The following is a 17,568-nucleotide window of genomic DNA, read 5'->3' on the forward strand; positions in this document are numbered from 1 at the left end:
AGCGCCCGCCGGCTGCTGCCGGCGGGCGCTTCGTCGTACGGGTGGGATCAGCCCTGGATGTCGCTCATCGCCAGCTTGGTGATGACGACCTCCTTCTTCGGGTGGCCGCCCCCGGCCTGCTGGGCGAAGGCCTTGTCGTCGCCGGCCGCCGCGACCTGCTTGACCAGGTCCATGCCGCCGGTGACGGTGCCCAGCACCGTGTAGTTCGGGTCGAGCTGCGAGTCGCCGTAGACGATGAAGAACTGGCTGCCGGTGCTGCCCGGCTGGCCCGAGTTGGCCATCGCGATGACGCCGTCCGGGTACGGGGGGCGCTTGTCGGTCGGCAGGTTCTCCTCGGCCAGGTTGTAGGCGGGGCCGCCGGTGCCGTCGGTCTGCCGCCAGCCCTTGCCGGTCGCGCTCGGGTCACCGCACTGCAGCACCTTGATGCCCTCGGTCACCAGGCGGTGGCACTTGCTGTTGTCGAAGAAGCCCTTGCTGGCCAGGTGGGTGAAGCTGCCCGCGGTGCAGGGCACCGCCGCGCGGTCGATCTTGGCGGTGATCGGGCCCAGGTTGGTGTCGATCGTCATCGTCTGGGTGCCGGTGTTCTTCTGCTGGGCGGGGGGCAGCCCGACGTCCTTGATCTGCGGGGTCCGGCCCTCCTTCGGCGCCTCGGTGTACGCGCACTGGGCGTAGCCCGGGGTGCCGCCCGCGGTGTCCTGCTTCGGGTCGTCGTCCCCGCCGAGGGTCCTCGCCAGCCAGACGCTGCCGGCAACCACGAGCAGCAGGACCGCAGCGGCCCCGACGATCGCCTGCGTCTGCCGGCGCTTGCGGGCCTTGGCCGCGCGCTCGGCCATCTCCCGCTCGAGTCGGGCCCGCGCCGCCGCGCGCTGCCGCTCTCTCGTGGACGTCACGGTCACTCCTCCTGGACTTTCTGGCGCGGTCGCCGCCGCGTACGGGTGGTCTGTCCGGCTCAGCCGGCGCTGGGGCTGGCCGACGGAGCGCCGGAAGCCGGGCTCGTCGGGGCCGTGCCGGCCGTGGCCGGCTCGCCGACGGTGAGCTTCTGGAGCAGCACGTCGGTCTTCGGCTTGACCTTGGCCCCGGTCCCATTGTCCACGGTCGGCAGGGCACCGATCTTCTCGATCACGTCGAGCCCGCCGGTGACCCGGCCGACGACCGGGTACGTCGGCTTCGCCGGGTTGAAGTCCTTGAAGAAGACGAGGAACTGGCTGCCGTTGTTGCCCGGCGGGTTACCGACCATGGCGATCGTGCCCTTCGGGTACGCCGGCGGCTGGCCCGGGGCCGGGCTGGCCGACGGGCTGGCCTCGGGCACGGCGGGGACGTTCTCGTCGTAGAAGGAGTACGTGGGGCCGCCGAGGCCGGTGCCGCTGGGGTCGCCGCAGCGCAGCGCCCCCTCGGTGGTGATCTCGTGGCACGTGGTGTTGTCGTAGAACGAGCGGGTCGCCAGGTGGGCGATGCTCGCCGCGGCGCACGGGGCGCCGGCCAGGTCGAGCTCGGCGGTGACCGGGCCGCCCTGGTTGGTGTTGATCGTCATCGGCCGGGTGCCGGCGGTGGGCAGGCCGGTGGTGGCCGGCGTGCCGACGTCCTTGAGGTTGGTGTTCGCGCTCGCGTCCTGCGGCGTCCAGAGGCAGACGTCCTGGGCGGCCTGCTGCTTCGGGTCACGGTCGAACGCGCCCAGCGCCCAGGCCGACCCGACCACGATCAGCGCCAGCACGAGCGCGGCGCCCACGCCGGCCTGGATCTGCCGGCGCCGCCGGGTGGCGGCGGCCCGCCGGGCCAGCTGCCGGTCGAGCTTCTCCCGTGCCAGCTTGCGCTGCCGGTCCCTGCTGGAAGCCACTCGTGCTCCCCTTCCTCTGCCCTGGTCGTCACCGGCGCTCGGGCCGCTCGCGTCCGCGCGCCGCGCAGTGCGCCACGCCACACGCCCGCCAGAGTGTACGGGTAGCCGCTTGGAAAGTGGTGTACGAGGTCCGGGCTGGGTTTATCGGAGTGCGTCACTGTGCCGTACGGGGTCGGCGGGACGGGTGGGTCACGGATATCGGATCGCCGCTGCGGCTAGGCTGCGGTGGGGACGACGAACCGACGGAAGGGGAGCGGACGTGCTCGTGGCCGGCTTTCCCGCGGACGCCTTCGGCACCAACTGCTATGTGGTGGCGACCGCGCCGGGGGAGCAGTGCGTGGTGGTCGACCCCGGCATCGGGGTGCTCGACCGGCTCGACGCCGTGCTCGCCGAACACCGTCTGCACCCGGCCGCCGTGCTGCTCACCCACGGCCACCTCGACCACACCTTCTCGGTGGCGCCGGTCTGCGGTGCGCGCGGCATCCCGGCGTACGTCCACCCGGACGACCGGGAGCTGCTCGCCGACCCGGCCAAGGGGCTCTCCGCGGACCTCGCCCAGCTCTTCGGCGGTCGGCTGCCCTACACGGAGCCGGACGACGTGGCGGAGCTGACCGACGGCGCGACGCTGGCGCTGGCCGGGTTGGAGATCACCGTCGACCACGCCCCCGGCCATACCGGCGGGTCGGTGCTGTTCCGGCTGCCCGGCGCCGGCTCGCCCTGGGAGGCGGAGCAGATCTGCCTCTCCGGTGACGTGCTCTTCGCCGGCTCGATCGGCCGCACCGACCTGCCGGGCGGCAGCATGCCCCGGATGCTGACCAGCCTGCGGGAGAAGGTTCTCCCGCTGGCGGACGACACGGTCGTCCTGCCCGGCCACGGCCCCGCGACCACCATCGGCCGCGAGCGCGCGACCAACCCGTACCTCGCCGAGGTGGCGGGGGACGGTGCCGCGCGCCCGGCCGCGCCCGCCCGCGGCCTGTAGCCGCGCCCACGACATCCCCGCGCCCTCCGCGCGGGACGCAAGGAGTACGCCATGAGCAAGCCCACGCCCATCTCCGGCTTCCCGGAGTGGACGCCCGGCCAGCGGATGATCGAGCAGTTCGTCCTGGACCGGATCCGCGCCACCTTCGAGCTGTACGGCTTCGCGCCGCTGGAGACCCGCTCGGTCGAGCCGCTGGACCAGCTGCTGCGCAAGGGGGAGACCTCGAAGGAGGTCTACGTGCTGCGCCGGTTGCAGGCCGACACCGACGGCCCGGCCGGTGACGACGCGCTCGGTCTGCACTTCGACCTGACCGTGCCGTTCGCCCGGTACGTGCTGGAGAACGCCGGCAAGCTGCAGTTCCCGTTCCGCCGCTACCAGATCCAGAAGGTGTGGCGGGGCGAGCGGCCGCAGGAGGGGCGCTACCGCGAGTTCCTCCAGGCCGACATCGACATCGTCGACCGGGACACCCTGCCCGCGCACTACGAGGCGGAGATGCCCCTGGTGATCGGCGACGCGCTGCGTTCGCTGCCGATCCCGCCGGTGCGCATCCAGGTCAACAACCGCAAGATCTGCGAGGGCTTCTACCGGGGGATCGGGCTGACCGACCCAGAGGCGGCGCTGCGCGCGGTCGACAAGCTCGACAAGATCGGTCCGGCCCGGGTGGCCGAGCTGCTGGCCGAGACGGCCGGCGCGAGCGAGGCGCAGGCCAAGGCGTGCCTGGCGCTGGCCGAGATCTCCGCGCCGGACGCCTCCTTCGCCGACGCGGTGCGCGCCCTCGGGGTGAGCGACCCGCTGCTCGACGAGGGGATCGAGGAGCTGGTCGCCGTGGTGGAGACCGCCGCCGCGCACTCGCCGGGGCTCTGCGTGGCCGACCTGCGCATCGCCCGTGGCCTGGACTACTACACCGGCACCGTCTACGAGACGCAGCTGGTGGGCTACGAGCGGTTCGGCTCGGTCTGCTCCGGCGGCCGCTACGACAACCTGGCCAGCTCCGGCACCGTCCGGTTCCCGGGGGTGGGCATCTCGATCGGGGTGACCCGGCTGCTCGGGCTGCTCTTCGGCGCCGACGCGCTGTCGGTCTCCCGTACCGTGCCGACCTGCGTGCTGGTCGCGGTGACCAGCGAGGACGCGCGTCCGGCCAGCAACCGGGTCGCCGAGGCGCTGCGGTCGCGGGGGGTGCCGACGGAGGTGTCGCCGAGCGCGGCGAAGTTCGGCAAGCAGATCCGGTACGCCGAGCGGCGGGGCATCCCGTACGTCTGGTTCCCGGGTGCCGAGGGCGGGGCGGACGAGGTGAAGGACATCCGCTCCGGCGAGCAGGTGAGCGCTGCGGCGGGGGAGTGGACCCCGCCCCGGGAGGACCTCAAGCCGCTGGTCAGCTGACCTACTACTCGCGCGTACGCTCGCGGGGCCCTACGGTGGCGTAAGTTACGCCATCGTAGGGAGACCCGCATGAGCACCGCCCCGCTGAGCCAGACCGCCCTGCTCGTCGAACTCGAAGCCGTGGTGGAGAAGAACCTCGACCGCCACCTCTCGATCGCCAAGGAGTGGTTCCCGCACGAGTACGTCCCGTGGAGCGAGGGACGCACCTTCGACGGGCCGCTCGGCGGCGACGCGTGGTCGGAGTCGGACTCCACCATCCCCGAGGTGGCGCGGACCGCGCTGATCGTCAACCTGCTGACCGAGGACAACCTGCCCTCGTACCACCACGAGATCGCCACGCTCTTCGGCCGGGACGGCGCCTGGGGCACCTGGGTGCACCGGTGGACGGCCGAGGAGGGGCGGCACGGCACCGCCATCCGGGACTACCTGACGGTGACCCGGGCGGTGGACCCGGTGGCCCTGGAGCGGGCCCGGATGACCCACATGTCGGCCGGCTACGAGAACGTGCACAGCGACGAGGTGCTGCACTCGCTGGCGTACGTGTCGTTCCAGGAGTTGGCCACCCGGATCTCGCACCGCAACACCGGCCGGGTCACCGGCGACCCGGCCTGCGAGGCGCTGCTGGCGCGGGTGGCCGCCGACGAGAACCTGCACATGGTCTTCTACCGCAACCTGCTCGGCGCGGCCTTCGAGCTGGCCCCGAGCCAGGCGATGCGCGCGGTCGCCGACGTGGTGGCCGACTTCCAGATGCCCGGTGTGGGCATCGAGGGCTTCGCCCGCAAGTCGGTGGCGATCGCCCTGGCCGGCATCTACGACCTGCGCCAGCACCGCGACGACGTGGTGCTGCCGGTGCTGCGCCAGTGGGACGTCTTCGAGGTCGCCGGCCTGGACGCCGACGGCGAGGCCGCCCGCGAGCAGATCGCCGGGCACCTCGACGACCTGGAGCGGGCGGCGTCCCGCTTCGAGGAGAAGCGCGCCGCCCGCGACGCCCGCCTCGCCGCCCGCGCCTCCTGACCCACCCCGCCCGCACTTTCAGAGAGAGCGTGGCCATCGCGCCCGGAACAGCCACGCTTTCTCTGAACGAGCGCGCTCCGCTGGGGTGAGGGTGGGTCAGGCGGGGGTGTCGAGGGGGAAGAGGAGGCAGCTCGACGTGGCGTGGGCGATGAGGCGGCCCTGCGCGTCGGTCAGGCGGGCCTCGGCGAGGGCGGTGCGTCGGCCGCGTTGCAGGACCGTGCCCTCGCACCGCAGCATGCCGCTGGCGACGGTCACCGGGCGCAGGAACTTCACGTTGAGGTCCAGCGAGGTGTAGCCGATCCCGGCGGGCAGTGTGGTGTGCACGGCGCACCCGGCGGCGGTGTCCAGCAGGGTGGAGATCACTCCACCGTGCACGGTGCCGAGCGGGTTGTAGTGGAACTCCTGAGGGACCAGCTCGACCGCCACCCGGCCCTCGTCGGCCTCCATCCGGGCCATGTCGATCAGGTGCATGATCGGCGGCGCGGCGAGCTCGCCGGCGATCATCGCGCGGAGCAGCTCCAGACCGCCGCGGCGGCCGACGTGGGCGGCACCGGCCACCGGGTCGGACCAGGAGAAGGTACGGCTGCGCGCCGGTTCCTGCGTCTGCGTCATGGACTCAGCCTGCAGCGCGTTGCTGAGTCTGTCAATCAGACCTAGCCTGGTCGGCATGAGACCCGCGGCACTGGACTGGTCGGTGGAGAACTGCACCATCGCCCGGGCGATGGCGATCCTCGGCGAACGCTGGACCCTGGTGGTGCTCCGCGAGGTCTTCAACGGCATCCGCCGCTTCGACGACATGCGAATCCGCACCGGCATCCCCCGGCAGGTGCTGACCAACCGGCTGGCCACCCTGGTCGAGCAGGGTGTGCTGCGCCGCGAGCCGTACCGGGAGCCGGGCAGCCGGGTGCGGCACGAGTACCGGCTGACGGAGAAGGGCCTCGACCTGTGGCCGGTGCTGGTGGCGGTGCTCGGCTGGGGGGACCGCTACCTGGCCGACCCGGACGGCTCCCCGCTCAGCGTCGGGCACCGCGACTGCGGGGCGGAGGTGCGGGCCGAGCTGCGCTGCGCCGAGGGGCACCAGGTGGCCGACCCGCGCGACGTGCTGCCCCGGCCGGGCCCGGGCGCCCGTCGCCGCGTCGACTGACCACCCCACCGCCCGTCGGGGCGGCGCGCCGGCCGGTAGGCCCGCGCCGGTGCGCGGGCGTGCGCCGGCGCGCGGACAACTCGGGAGCCGACCGCGCGCCGGGACCGGGCGCTACCAGCCGAAGCCGGCCGCGTACGAGACGCTGGCGAGCACCGCCTGGCCGCTGGTGTTGGGGTGGAAGTAGTCCCAGGTGGAGACCTGGCTCAGGGCGAACGGGTAGTTGAAGACCGCGTTGTCGTCGAAGTCGCAGTTCGGGCCGTACGCGGCGCAGGCCTGCGCGAGCTGGGTGTTGAAGTCGACCACCCGTTGCCGGACCCGGGCCCGGCGGTCGACGTCGGCCTGGGCGGTGGAGGTCGGGTTGGCCAGCATCGACTGGCAGATGCCGAAGGTCGACCAGGCGCTCCGGGCGCTGCCGCTGTCCTTGCCGACGGACCAGAGCCGGTGGATGTCCGGGATGCTGACCAGCAGGACCTTAGCGTTGGGCAGGCCGGTCTTGAGCCGGGCGAGCGCGGCGTCGATGTTGGCCCGGTAGGTGGCCACCGGGGTCATCGTCGACTCGGAGTTGGTGCAGGCGTCGTTGGCGCCGATCAGCATCGTCACGTACCCGACGCCCTGGCTGACCGCGGTGCCGGCCTGGCCGGGCATGTCGGCGGACTTGGCGCCGCTGCGGGCATCGTTGTGGTTGCGGCCCTGGATGCGCGGGTCGACCGCGCGGATGCGCAGGTAGTGGCTGTTCACGGTGGAGTTGTCGCCGGTGCTGAACGACCGTGAGGTGCAGTCGACGTACCAGCCGCAGGCGTTGAAGCCGCGGGTGATGGAGTCGCCGAGGCTGGCCATCGAGGTGGGTGGCGGGCCGGGGTCGGCGACGGCGGGGGTGGCGGCGAGCAGGGCGAGGGCGGTGGCGGTGGCGAGGGTGGCCAGCGCGCGTCGGGTGGGGGTCATGGTGGCCTCCGGATCGCGGCGGGTGCCGAGGTGCTGGGTGGCCAGATCGTATAGACCACTTTCTGTGTCCACAATGTTGCGCCACGGTTACCTGGGGTGGCCGGGTGAATTCGGGCAAACTCATGTCTTGCTTACGATCTTAAATATGTGAATACTTCAGTCACTCGGCCGGTTTCCCCAGGTCGGCCGGGTTGTCCCCGGGCGCGTCGACGTGACGCGACCCGTCACCCTCTTCCGGAGGTTGTTACATGCGACCCACGAGGTCATCGCTCTGCCGCGTCGCCGCCGTCGCCATGGCCGGTACCCTGGTCACCGGCGCGCTGCTCGGCGCCCCCGCCCAGGCGGCACCCGCCTCGCCCGCCTCTCCCGACGCCGCGGCCGGTCTGGCCGACCGCCTCGGCGACCGCGCCGCCGGCACGTACGCCGACGCCAGCGGCAAGATGGTCGTCGCCGTCACCGACGCCGCCGCCGCCCGTCAGGTCCGCGCGGCCGGTGCCACCCCCAAGCTCGTCACCCGGGGCGCCGCCACCCTGCAGGCCGCCACCGCCGAACTGGAGCGGTCCGCGAAGATCCCGGGCACCGCCTGGTGGACCGACCCCGCCACCAACCAGGTCGTGGTCTCGGTGGACAGCACCGTCACCGGCGCCAAGCTGGACAAGGTCAAGGCCGCCGCCGCCCGCACCGGTGGCGCGGTCCGGATCGAGGCCGAGGCCGGCGTGCTGAGCACCCGCATCTCCGGCGGCAACGCGATCTACGCCGGTGGCGGCGGTCGCTGCTCGCTCGGCTTCAACGTGCGCAACAGCGCCGGCACCCAGTTCTTCATCACCGCCGGTCACTGCACGAACATCTCGGCCAGCTGGTACAGCAACTCCGCGCAGACCGCCTACCTCGGCCCGCGCACCGGCACCAGCTTCCCGGGTAACGACTACGGCATCGTCCGGTACGACAGCAGCGTCTCGCGCCCGGGCAACGTCTACCTCTACAACGGCAGCTACCAGGACATCACCGCCGCCGGCAACGCGTACGTCGGCCAGAGCGTCCGGCGCAGCGGCAGCACCACCGGCCTGCGCAGCGGCTCGGTGACCGCCCTCAACGCCACGGTCAACTACGCCGAGGGCTCGGTCTACGGCCTGATCCGCACCAACGTCTGCGCCGAGCCCGGCGACAGCGGCGGCTCGCTGTTCAGCGGCTCCACCGCCCTGGGCCTCACCTCCGGCGGCAGCGGCAACTGCTCCTCCGGTGGCACCACGTTCTTCCAGCCGGTCCCCGAGGTGCTGAGCCGCTACGGCGTCAGCGTCTACTGACCGACCTTCCGCGAGCGGGCCGCCGGGTCACCGGCGGCCCGCCCCGCTGTGCGGGTGGAAAGGCCCGCAGGGGCCCGGGTCACCGCGTGTCGGGCCGGGATCGGCGCAGCGTCAGCACCACGAGCAGCGGGCAGAGCGCCTCCGCGCCGGCGGCCACCCGCTCGGCCAGCCCGATCCTCGGCCCGCCGACGACCAGCTCGACCACGAACCAGCCGACCAGGACGAGCAGGACCGCTGCGGCGGTCGTACCCCAGAGAGGCGGGAGCCCGGCGGCGCGGTCGGGCGCGCGGCGGCGGCCGACGGCGAGCGCCGGCCAGAGCGCCAGCGCGCCGAAGGCGATGGCGGCGGCCAGCCCGTGCGGGCCCGACGAGCCCCGCTCGGCCGGCAGCGGGAACACCGCGACGGCGACCGTGGCGAGCCCACCCAGCGCCAGCGTCAGCCGGCCGGCGGCATCCAGCGGGCGCAGCCCGGCTGCGGTCACGCAGTGACAGACACCCAGGCCGACCAGGGCCAACGTCATGATCCAGCGGTCGTCGGCGTCGCGCGCCGCGAGCGCGCTGATCGTGCCGGCGACCTGGTCGAAGCCGCCCGGCTGTCGGGCCGCGGCGAGCGTCCAGCCGCCGATCAGCAGCACCGGGGCGGCGGCGGAGGAGACGAGGGCCCAGCGGGGTACGGCGCGCATCCGGCACACCGTACGGGAGTGGGGCCGGCGCGTGCCCCGGTGTCGACCGGGGCCCGGCTCCACCGGAGGCGTCGACAGAGGCCCTTCCTTCCGGTGAACCGCGCCCGGTGGCGGCCGGGGCGCGGCGGTGCTGACAGAATGCGGAGGGCAGAGATGTACCGCAGATGAGGAGACGCAAGTCGTGATCCGTACCCATGACGCCGGCAGCCTGCGCGCGACGGACGCCGGCACCACGGTGACGCTCGCCGGGTGGGTGGCCCGCCGGCGCGACCACGGCGGTGTCATCTTCGTCGACCTGCGCGACGGCTCCGGTGTGGTCCAGGTGGTCTTCCGCGAGGAGGACGCGCACGCGCTGCGCAACGAGTTCTGCGTGAAGGTCACCGGCGAGGTGACCCGCCGCCCGGCGGGCAACGAGAACCCGGAGCTGCCCACCGGCGAGATCGAGGTGACCGCCGCCGAGCTGGAGGTGCTCTCCGAGGCGGCCCCGCTGCCGCTGCCGGTGGACGACCAGGTCGAGGCCGGCGACGACATCCGCCTCAAGTACCGCTACCTGGACCTGCGCCGCAGCGGCCCGGCCAACGCGATGCGGCTGCGCTCGCGCGCCAACCAGCTCGCCCGGGGCGTGCTGCACCAGCGCGACTTCCTGGAGATCGAGACCCCGACGCTGACCCGGTCCACCCCGGAGGGCGCCCGCGACTTCCTGGTCCCGGTCCGGCTCCAGCCGGGCAGCTGGTACGCGCTGCCGCAGTCGCCGCAGCTGTTCAAGCAGCTGCTGATGGTCGGCGGCATGGAGCGGTACTACCAGATCGCCCGCTGTTACCGCGACGAGGACTTCCGCGCCGACCGGCAGCCGGAGTTCACCCAGCTCGACATCGAGATGTCCTTCGTCACCGAGGACGACGTGATCGACCTCGGCGAGGCGATCGTCTCCGCGCTGTGGAAGGAGCTGGCCGGGCACGAGATCTCCCGCCCGATCCCGCGGATCACCTGGCACGACGCGATGGCCCGGTACGGCTCCGACAAGCCGGACCTGCGCTACGGCGTCGAGCTGACCGAGCTGACCGACTACCTGCGCGGCACCCAGTTCCGGGTCTTCGCCGGCGCGATCGACGCCGGCGGGTACGTCGGCGCGGTGGTCATGCCCGGCGGCGCGGCCCAGAGCCGCAAGGAGCTGGACGGCTGGCAGGACTGGGCCAAGGCGCGCGGCGCACGGGGCCTGGCGTACGTGGTGCTCGACGCCGAGACCGGCGAGGCGCGCGGCCCGGTGGCGAAGAACCTCTCCGCCGAGCACCTGGGTGGGCTCGCCGACGCGGTCGGTGCCAAGCCCGGTGACGCGGTCTTCTTCGCCGCCAGCACCAACACCCGGGAGGCGCAGGAGCTGCTCGGCGCGGCCCGGATCGAGATCGCCAAGCGGGCCGGTCTGATCGACGAGAGCGCCTGGGCGTTCTGCTGGGTGGTCGACGCGCCGATGTTCGAGCGCACCGACGAGGGCGGCTGGACGGCCGTGCACCACCCGTTCACCTCGCCGAACGCCGAGTGGGTGGACCGCTTCGAGGAGGCGCCGGACCGGGCGCTGGCCTACGCGTACGACATCGTCTGCAACGGCAACGAGATCGGCGGCGGCTCGATCCGTATCCACCGGGGTGACGTGCAGAAGCGGGTCTTCGACCTGCTCGGCATCACCGCGGAGGAGGCGCAGGACAAGTTCGGCTTCCTGCTGGAGGCGTTCAAGTACGGCGCCCCGCCGCACGGCGGCATCGCCTTCGGCTGGGACCGGGTCTGCATGCTGCTCGCCGGCGCGGACTCGATCCGCGAGGTCATCGCCTTCCCGAAGACCCGGGGCGGCTTCGACCCGCTGACCGGCGCGCCGACGCCGATCACCGCGCAGCAGCGCACCGAGGCCGGCATCGACGCCAAGCCGAAGGCGCCGACGGGCGTGCACGCCGGCACCGCCGGCCCGGCCGCCCCGGTGGCCGACCCGGTCTGAGGCGTACCCCGGCACCGAGAGGTCTGCGCCATGATGGCGTGGACCTCTCGGTCGTTTCGTCGCCGGCGCGGGCGACGGCCGGCCGGCCCGGACGGACGGGGGACGCGATGACGCTGCTCGTGGTGGGAGCCGGTGGCTTCCTGGGCGGGGAGATCTGCCGGCGCGCGATTGCGGCGGGCCGGCCGGTGGTCGGGACCTGGCACGCCACCCCCGTCACGTTGCCCGGCCTGGTGACGCGGCAGCTCGACGTGACCGACCGGGAGGCGGTGCGCCGGCTGGTTGCGGCGGTCCGGCCGGCCGCCGTGGTCGGCACCCCCTACCGCAACGACGACTGGGCGGTCACCGCCGACGGCGCGGCGCACATCGCGTACGCGGCGGCCGAGGCGGGGGCGCGGCTGGTGCACCTGTCCAGCGACGCGCTGCACGCCGGGCGTCCGACGCCCTACCTGGACGACGACCCGCCCACGCCGATCCACCCGTACGGGGCGGCGAAGGCGGCGGCGGAGACCGCGGTGCGGGCGGTCGACCCGAGCGCCGTGCTGGTGCGGACCTCGCTGATCGTGGGGGAGGGGAGCAAGCAGATCCAGCTCTGCCGGGACGCGCTCGCCGGCCGGGCCACCCTCTTCACCGACGAGCTCCGCTGCCCGGTCGACGTCACCGACCTGGCCGACGCCGTCCTGGAACTGGTCGACGGCGACCACGCCGGCCCGCTCAACGTCGCCGGCCCGGAGGCGGTCAGCCGGGCCGGTCTCGGGCTGCTGGTGGCCCGCCGGTTCGGGCTGGACCCGGCCGGCCTGAAGACCACAACGGGCGCGGCGGCCGGGCTGGTCCGCCCGACCGACGTCCGGCTGGACTCCTCGCGCGCCGCCGGGCTGCTCCGGGCCCGGCTGCGCGGCGTCACCGAACTCCTCGCGGTCTGACTCCCGCCCACTCCCGCCACCGCTCATGCACACTTTCTCTGCACAACTATTGTGCAGAGAAAGTGTGCACAGATATTGTGCAGTCATGGGGAACGACGAGAAAGCCACGCCGCGTGAGGTCCGGCTCGACCACCGGCAGGTCCGGGTGCTGGCGCACCCGCTGCGGATGCGCCTGCTCGGCGCGCTGCGCACGAACGGGCCGGCCACCGCCACCGCGCTGGCCGAGCTGCTCGACACCAACACCGGCGCGACCAGCTACCACCTGCGCCAGCTCGCCGAGGTCGGCCTGGTCGCCGAGGATCCCGACCGGGGCAGCGGCCGGCAGCGCTGGTGGCAGGCCGCGCACGACGTGACCAGTTGGGAACCGACCGACTTCGACGACGACCCGGACGCCCGGGCGGCCATCCAGTGGATCCACGGTGACCAGGTGCGCCTGCTGGTCGAGCGGGCCGAGCGCTGGCTGGCCGTCGAGCACGAGTGGTCGCCGGCCTGGCGGGACGCCTTCGGCATGGGCGACATCTTCATGACCATCCCGGCGCACCGGATGGAGGCGCTCAAGAACGAGGTGTGGCAGGTCCTGGAGCGGTACCACGACGAGGCGGACCCGGCCGAGCCGGGCGCCGAGCCGGTGCACGTCTTCCTCGCCGGCTATCCGATGCTGGAGGGCCCGCGGTGAGCGCCCTGTCCGTCCGCCAGATCCGGTTCCGCTACCTCGCCCTCTACGGCCTGCGGTGGCTGCCCACCGGTCTGATGATCCCCGTGATGATCCTGCTGATGCAGGAGCGCGGCCTGTCGCTGTCCCAGATCGGTCTGGTCTCCACCGCGCAGGCGCTGGTGGTGCTCGCGCTGGAGCTGCCCACCGGGGGCCTGGCCGACGCCCTCGGCCGCAAGCCGGTCCTCGCCATCGCCTGGACGGTGAGCCTGCTCTCCCTCGGGCTCTTCGCGGTGGCCGATTCCGTCGCGCTGTTCTTCCTGGTCTGGGCTCTGCAGGGCGTCTACCGGGCGCTCGACAGCGGCCCCCTGGAGTCCTGGTACGTCGACGCCAGCCTCGCCGCCGACCCGAAGGCCGAGTACGAGCCCGGCCTCGGCTACGCCGGCACCGTCGCCGGCGTCGCCATCGCCGTCGGCGCGCTGCTCAGCAGCGCTCTGGTCGCTCTCGGACCGCTCGGCCCGGTCAGCGCGCTCACCCTGCCCGTGCTGGTCGCCATCGCCCTGCAGGCGGCGGGCCTGGTCGCCCTGCTGACGCTGCTGGTCGAGACCCGCCCGGCCCGGGGCGCGGGCGCGCTGCGCGCCTCGGTCGTCGAGGCGCCCCGGATGGTGGGGCAGGCCCTGGGCCTGCTGCGCCGCTCCCGGGTGCTGCTCGCCCTGGTCGCCGTCGAGCTGTTCTGGGGCTTCGGCATGGTCACCTTCGAGTCGCTGCTCCCGGTCCGCCTCGGCGAGGTGGTCGGCGGCGCCGAGCGGGCGGCGACCTTGCTCGGGCCGGCCAACTCGGCGGCCTGGCTCGCCTCGGCGGCGGGCGCGGCGCTGACCCCGCTGCTGCTGCGCTGGCTGGGCGCCGCGCCGAGCGCCGCGCTGATGCTCCTCGTCCAGGCCGGGACCGTGGTCGGGATGGGGCTGCTCGCCGGCCCGGTCGGGGTGCTGGTCGCCTATCTGACCTGCTACACCGTGCACGGCGCGGCCAACCCGCTGCACGCCGGCCTGCTGCACCGCCAGGTCGAGGGGCCGTACCGGACCAGCGTGCTCTCGCTGAACTCGATGATGGGGCAGCCCGGCTTCGCGCTCGGCGCGGTGCTGCTCACCGCGATCGCCGACACCAGCAGCGTCACCACGGCGATGCTGGTGGGCGCGGGGGTGCTGGCCATGGCCGCCCCGCTCTACCTGCCGGCCTGGCGGGCCGGGCGCGCGGCCGGGCGGGGCACGGCGGCGGGCGCCGGACCGCCCGGCGATTCCGATGTGGTGGCCGCCCCCGACACGGCCGTGCCGGCCGCCGGTCCCGGGGCCGGTCCGGGCGTCGCCGAGGCCTCTGCAGTGCGTTGATAGGGCGCGGCTGCGGCGCGGGTCGCCGCGGCGGCTGCGGTCGGCTGACGAAGCGGCACGGCTGCCGCCCCCGGTCAGGGCGGACTCCGGCACGAGCGTGATACCTCAGAGGCATCTTGATGCCGCTGAGGTATCACGCCGACGTGGGCAGGCTTCGGATCCCTCGCGGAGCGCGCCGCCGGTAGGGCCGCCACGGGCCGGGCCGGCGACGCGACAGCTGCGGGCCGGGGCCGGCGGACCGGTCGGCGGATCAGGCCAGGTGCACCGAGCTGCGGGCGAGGGTGCCGGTGAAGCCGAGCCGCCGGTAGAGCCGGACCGCCCCCTCGTTGTGGGTGTAGACGCCGAGCGCCACGTGGTCGTAGCGGGCGGCCAGCGCCCGGGTCATCCCGACGGTCAGGGCGGCGCCGAGACCCCGGCCGCGCCGGTCGGGCGCCACGGTCAGCCCGGCCATGAAGCCCACGTCCCCGCGACTGCGGTCCGCGCCGCAGGCGACGAGCCGGTCGCCGTCGCGGACGCCGTACCAGGCGACGATTCCCGGGTCGCCGGGGCGCGAGGTGGTGGTGGGGTAGGACGCGTCGATCAACGCGCCCATGGCCGGGTGGTCGGTCTCGTCGAGGCGTACCACCCGGTCCTCTTCGGGCTGCCGGGGCGGGACGGTGCTGGTCCAGAGGAAGTCCCACTGGTCGTGACGGGCCACGGGCAGCCGGCCGGCGAGCGTCTCCGGGCTGGCCCGGGGCAGGTTCAGCCACTGCCCGGGGCCGACCACCCCGGCGGCGGCGAGGTCGGCGAAGACGTCCAGCGCCGGCCCCGCCGCCCCGATCGCGCCACCCGCCGGGCGCGCCCCGGGCGGCAGCAGCCAGGCCACCGTCCCGTCGCGCCGCCAGCCGCGCGGCTGTTCACCGGGGCGGAGCGTGTGCCGCACGTACGGGTGCTGGTCGGTGGCGGCGAGCAGGGCCGCCCGGTCGGTCAACTCCTGGTCGGCCATGATCACCTGATCAGGGTAGAACGCGCAGCGCACCCGGCCCACTCCACGGTGGAGATTGACGAGTCGACCGATTGGGTACATCCCGCGCCGACCTACTGGGCACCCCCACCGGAGGACGACGATGCTCGCCATTCTCGCCGCGATCGTATTCGGCTTCGCGCTGCTGATCGATCTGCTCAACACCAACTTCGGCGCGCCCGACCTGTTCAATTGGCACACCCTCGTGCTCATCGGCCTGCTGCTGCTCGCCCTCTACCTCGCCGGGGTCGGCAGCGGCCCGCGCAGCGGTGGCGGCGGTCGCTGGTACCGGGGCCGGCGGCCGGGTCGCGGCTGACCGCAACGGATCAGGACGGGCGCGGTCCCCGGCGCGATTCCGGCGTCGCGGACCGCGCCCGGTACTGTCTTCCTGATGGACTCCGACGCCCTCTTCTCCCTCGGTGAACCCGCCGCGGCGCCCAGCGCCCCCGCGGGTCCGAGCGGTGTCGACGGCTTCACGGCGGTCGGGGAGGATTCGCCCCTGCCCGTCCGGATGCGTCCCGCGAGCATCGACGAGCTGGTCGGGCAGGACCACCTGCTCGCGCCCGGTGCGCCGCTGCGCCAGCTGGTCGGCGGCGGGGCCCCGATGTCGGTCATCCTGTGGGGCCCGCCGGGCAGCGGCAAGACCACCATCGCCCATCTGGTCGCCCGGGCCACCGACCGCCGGTTCGTCGCCATGTCGGCGCTCTCCGCCGGGGTCAAGGACGTCCGGGCGGTCATCGACACCGCCCGCCGCCAGCGCCGCGCGGGCGGGCCGCAGACCGTGCTCTTCATCGACGAGGTGCACCGGTTCAGCAAGACCCAGCAGGACTCGCTGCTCGCCGCGGTCGAGGACCGCACGGTCACGCTGCTGGCGGCGACCACGGAGAACCCGTACTTCTCGGTCATCTCCCCGCTGCTGTCGCGCTGCGTGCTGCTCACCCTCCAACCGCTGGACGACGCGGCCGTGCGCGGCCTGTTGCGCCGCGCGGTCACCGACCAGCGCGGCCTGGGTGGCGCGCTCACCCTCGACCCCGAGGCCGAGGACCACCTGGTCCGCCTCGCCGGCGGCGACGTCCGCAAGGCGCTGACCGCGCTGGAGGCCGCCGCCGCCTCGGCGGTGGCCACCGGCGCCGCCCGGATCGATCTCGCCACCACCGAGCAGGCGGTCGACGTGGCGGCCGTGCGCTACGACCGCGACGGCGACGCCCACTACGACGTGACCAGCGCCTTCATCAAGAGCATGCGAGGCTCGGACGTGGACGCGGCGCTGCACTGGCTGGCCCGGATGCTGGTCGCCGGCGAGGACGCCCGGTTCATCGCCCGCCGGTTGGTCATCTTCGCCAGCGAGGACGTCGGGATGGCCGACCCGACCGCACTGGGGGTGGCCACCGCCGCCGCCCACGCCGTCGAGTACGTCGGCCTGCCCGAGGCCCAGCTCAACCTGGCCCAGGCGGTCATCCACCTGGCCACCGCCCCGAAGTCGAACTCGGCCACCACCGCGATCGGCGCGGCCATCGCCGACGTGCGGGCCGGCCGGGGCGGCGCGGTGCCGCGCGGGCTGCGCGACGCCCACTACGCCGGCGCGCGCGGCCTCGGGCACGGCACGGGATACCGCTACCCGCACGACGACCAGCGCGGGGTGGTCACCCAGCAGTACGCTCCCGACGATCTCGTCGGGACCGACTACTACCGGCCCAGCGGGCACGGTGCGGAGCGGTCGGTGGCCGCCCGGCTGCCGCTGCTGCGCCGGATCGTCCGGGGGCTGTCCGCCCCGGCGTCGCGCCCCGAGGAACCGACGCCGGTGGCGGTGAACGGCCGCCACCCGTCGGGCACGGGGCACGCCGGTGGGGCGGATGAAGACGGCGCGACCGTCGTCGGGGAGGGTCAGCAGTGACATCGCGTGGTGGGGAGCGACCGGAGGACGGTCCCGACGAGCGGCGCGACTCCCGCGCCAAGGGACGTCGCTGGGGCCGGGGGCGGGCCGAGGAGCCGGCGCCGGAGCCGGTCGGCGAGGAGTTCGGCTGGATCGACGATCTGCGTAGCGCCAAGCAGCAGCGGGCCGAACTCGGCCCGGACGGTGAGCCGCCCCGCCCGACGCCGTCCGCTCCCCCCGGCGGCCGTGGTCCTGCCGCGCCGCCCGCCGGTCCCCGTCCGGCGCCCGCCGCTCCCCGGCCGGACGGCCCGCCGCCCGCCGCACCCCGGCCGGACGGCCCGCCGCCCGCCGCCCGGCCGCCTGCCGCCGGACCACGCCCCGACGCGCCCCGGGCCGACGTGCCGCCACCCGGCCGGGCGGCCGGTCCGCGCGCCCAACCTCCCCCCGCGCCCGGCGGCCCCGGATCGGG

At 74.1% G+C, this 17,568-nt stretch carries 17 protein-coding genes; 11 read left to right on the plus strand and 6 right to left on the minus strand.

All coding sequences use genetic code 11. The features are described from left to right. Positions 1 to 47: 47 nt before the first annotated feature. Both V6U88_RS20880 and V6U88_RS20885 read right to left on the minus strand, forming a co-directional pair. Positions 48 to 890 carry a peptidylprolyl isomerase gene (locus V6U88_RS20880; protein WP_334455375.1) on the minus strand — a complete coding sequence of 281 codons (843 nt, stop codon included), beginning with the start codon at positions 888 to 890 and terminating at the stop codon, positions 48 to 50. A gap of 59 nt (positions 891 to 949) precedes the next feature. Further along, positions 950 to 1,834, minus strand: coding sequence for a peptidylprolyl isomerase (locus tag V6U88_RS20885; protein ID WP_334455376.1), 885 nt, complete (start codon positions 1,832 to 1,834; stop codon positions 950 to 952). A 259-nt stretch (positions 1,835 to 2,093) separates the two neighbouring features. Between V6U88_RS20885 and V6U88_RS20890 the strand changes: the two genes are divergently transcribed. The 3 genes from V6U88_RS20890 (at position 2,094) to V6U88_RS20900 (ending at position 5,207) form a co-directional block, all read left to right on the plus strand. Continuing rightward, positions 2,094 to 2,813, plus strand: a complete 720-nt coding sequence (locus tag V6U88_RS20890) for an MBL fold metallo-hydrolase (RefSeq protein ID WP_280837137.1) — start codon at positions 2,094 to 2,096, stop codon at positions 2,811 to 2,813. A gap of 51 nt (positions 2,814 to 2,864) precedes the next feature. Beyond that, positions 2,865 to 4,193, plus strand: a complete 1,329-nt coding sequence (gene hisS / locus V6U88_RS20895) for a histidine--tRNA ligase (RefSeq protein WP_334455378.1) — start codon at positions 2,865 to 2,867, stop codon at positions 4,191 to 4,193. Positions 4,194 to 4,262: 69 nt separating this feature from the next. Further along, positions 4,263 to 5,207 carry an acyl-ACP desaturase gene (locus V6U88_RS20900; protein WP_334455380.1) on the plus strand — a complete coding sequence of 315 codons (945 nt, stop codon included), beginning with the start codon at positions 4,263 to 4,265 and terminating at the stop codon, positions 5,205 to 5,207. 96 nt (positions 5,208 to 5,303) lie between these two features. Here the strand turns inward: V6U88_RS20900 and V6U88_RS20905 are convergent, their stop codons facing one another. Then, entirely contained in the window at positions 5,304 to 5,819 is a 516-nt protein-coding gene (locus V6U88_RS20905; RefSeq protein ID WP_334455381.1) for a PaaI family thioesterase, read from the minus strand. Between the two features lie 55 nt (positions 5,820 to 5,874). Here V6U88_RS20905 and V6U88_RS20910 point away from each other — a divergent pair, with 55 nt between their 5' ends. Next, positions 5,875 to 6,351, plus strand: coding sequence for a winged helix-turn-helix transcriptional regulator (locus V6U88_RS20910; protein ID WP_334455382.1), 477 nt, complete (start codon positions 5,875 to 5,877; stop codon positions 6,349 to 6,351). Positions 6,352 to 6,462: 111 nt separating this feature from the next. Here V6U88_RS20910 and V6U88_RS20915 read toward each other — a convergent pair whose 3' ends face one another. Beyond that, positions 6,463 to 7,293 (minus strand): GDSL-type esterase/lipase family protein, encoded by an 831-nt coding sequence (locus V6U88_RS20915; protein WP_334455384.1) that lies wholly within the window; start codon positions 7,291 to 7,293, stop codon positions 6,463 to 6,465. A 248-nt stretch (positions 7,294 to 7,541) separates the two neighbouring features. On the opposite strand from V6U88_RS20915, the gene V6U88_RS20920 reads away from it, so the two are divergent. Next, on the plus strand, positions 7,542 to 8,597 hold the full coding sequence (locus V6U88_RS20920) for a S1 family peptidase (protein ID WP_334455386.1): 1,056 nt from the start codon (positions 7,542 to 7,544) through the stop codon (positions 8,595 to 8,597). Positions 8,598 to 8,676: 79 nt separating this feature from the next. On the opposite strand, the gene V6U88_RS20925 is transcribed toward V6U88_RS20920, so the two are convergent. Beyond that, the gene (locus tag V6U88_RS20925; RefSeq protein WP_334455388.1) at positions 8,677 to 9,279 is read right to left on the minus strand and encodes a DUF998 domain-containing protein; all 603 of its coding nucleotides are present in this window, start codon (positions 9,277 to 9,279) and stop codon (positions 8,677 to 8,679) included. Between the two features lie 181 nt (positions 9,280 to 9,460). Between V6U88_RS20925 and aspS the strand changes: the two genes are divergently transcribed. The 4 genes from aspS (at position 9,461) to V6U88_RS20945 (ending at position 14,223) form a co-directional block, all read left to right on the plus strand. Then, positions 9,461 to 11,266 (plus strand): aspartate--tRNA ligase, encoded by a 1,806-nt coding sequence (gene aspS / locus V6U88_RS20930; protein ID WP_334455390.1) that lies wholly within the window; start codon positions 9,461 to 9,463, stop codon positions 11,264 to 11,266. 107 nt (positions 11,267 to 11,373) lie between these two features. After that, positions 11,374 to 12,186, plus strand: coding sequence for a sugar nucleotide-binding protein (locus V6U88_RS20935; protein ID WP_334455391.1), 813 nt, complete (start codon positions 11,374 to 11,376; stop codon positions 12,184 to 12,186). A gap of 85 nt (positions 12,187 to 12,271) precedes the next feature. Next, positions 12,272 to 12,862 carry an ArsR/SmtB family transcription factor gene (locus V6U88_RS20940; protein WP_334455392.1) on the plus strand — a complete coding sequence of 197 codons (591 nt, stop codon included), beginning with the start codon at positions 12,272 to 12,274 and terminating at the stop codon, positions 12,860 to 12,862. Further along, positions 12,859 to 14,223: an MFS transporter gene (locus tag V6U88_RS20945; RefSeq protein ID WP_334455394.1), complete on the plus strand. Its 1,365-nt coding sequence runs from the start codon at positions 12,859 to 12,861 to the stop codon at positions 14,221 to 14,223. Before V6U88_RS20940 ends, V6U88_RS20945 begins: the two co-directional genes overlap by 4 nt. Positions 14,224 to 14,473: 250 nt before the next feature. Here V6U88_RS20945 and V6U88_RS20950 read toward each other — a convergent pair whose 3' ends face one another. Continuing rightward, positions 14,474 to 15,208, minus strand: a complete 735-nt coding sequence (locus V6U88_RS20950; protein ID WP_334455577.1) for a GNAT family N-acetyltransferase — start codon at positions 15,206 to 15,208, stop codon at positions 14,474 to 14,476. Positions 15,209 to 15,329: 121 nt separating this feature from the next. Here V6U88_RS20950 and V6U88_RS20955 point away from each other — a divergent pair, with 121 nt between their 5' ends. Then, positions 15,330 to 15,542: a hypothetical protein gene (locus V6U88_RS20955; protein ID WP_132269886.1), complete on the plus strand. Its 213-nt coding sequence runs from the start codon at positions 15,330 to 15,332 to the stop codon at positions 15,540 to 15,542. A gap of 75 nt (positions 15,543 to 15,617) precedes the next feature. Further along, entirely contained in the window at positions 15,618 to 17,120 is a 1,503-nt protein-coding gene (locus V6U88_RS20960) for a replication-associated recombination protein A (protein WP_334455397.1), read from the plus strand. Positions 17,121 to 17,568 lie beyond the last annotated feature (448 nt).

Origin of the sequence: Micromonospora sp. CPCC 205739, from assembly GCF_036906795.1 — a bacterium.
In the GTDB taxonomy this organism is placed as follows: Bacteria; Actinomycetota; Actinomycetes; order Mycobacteriales; family Micromonosporaceae; genus Micromonospora.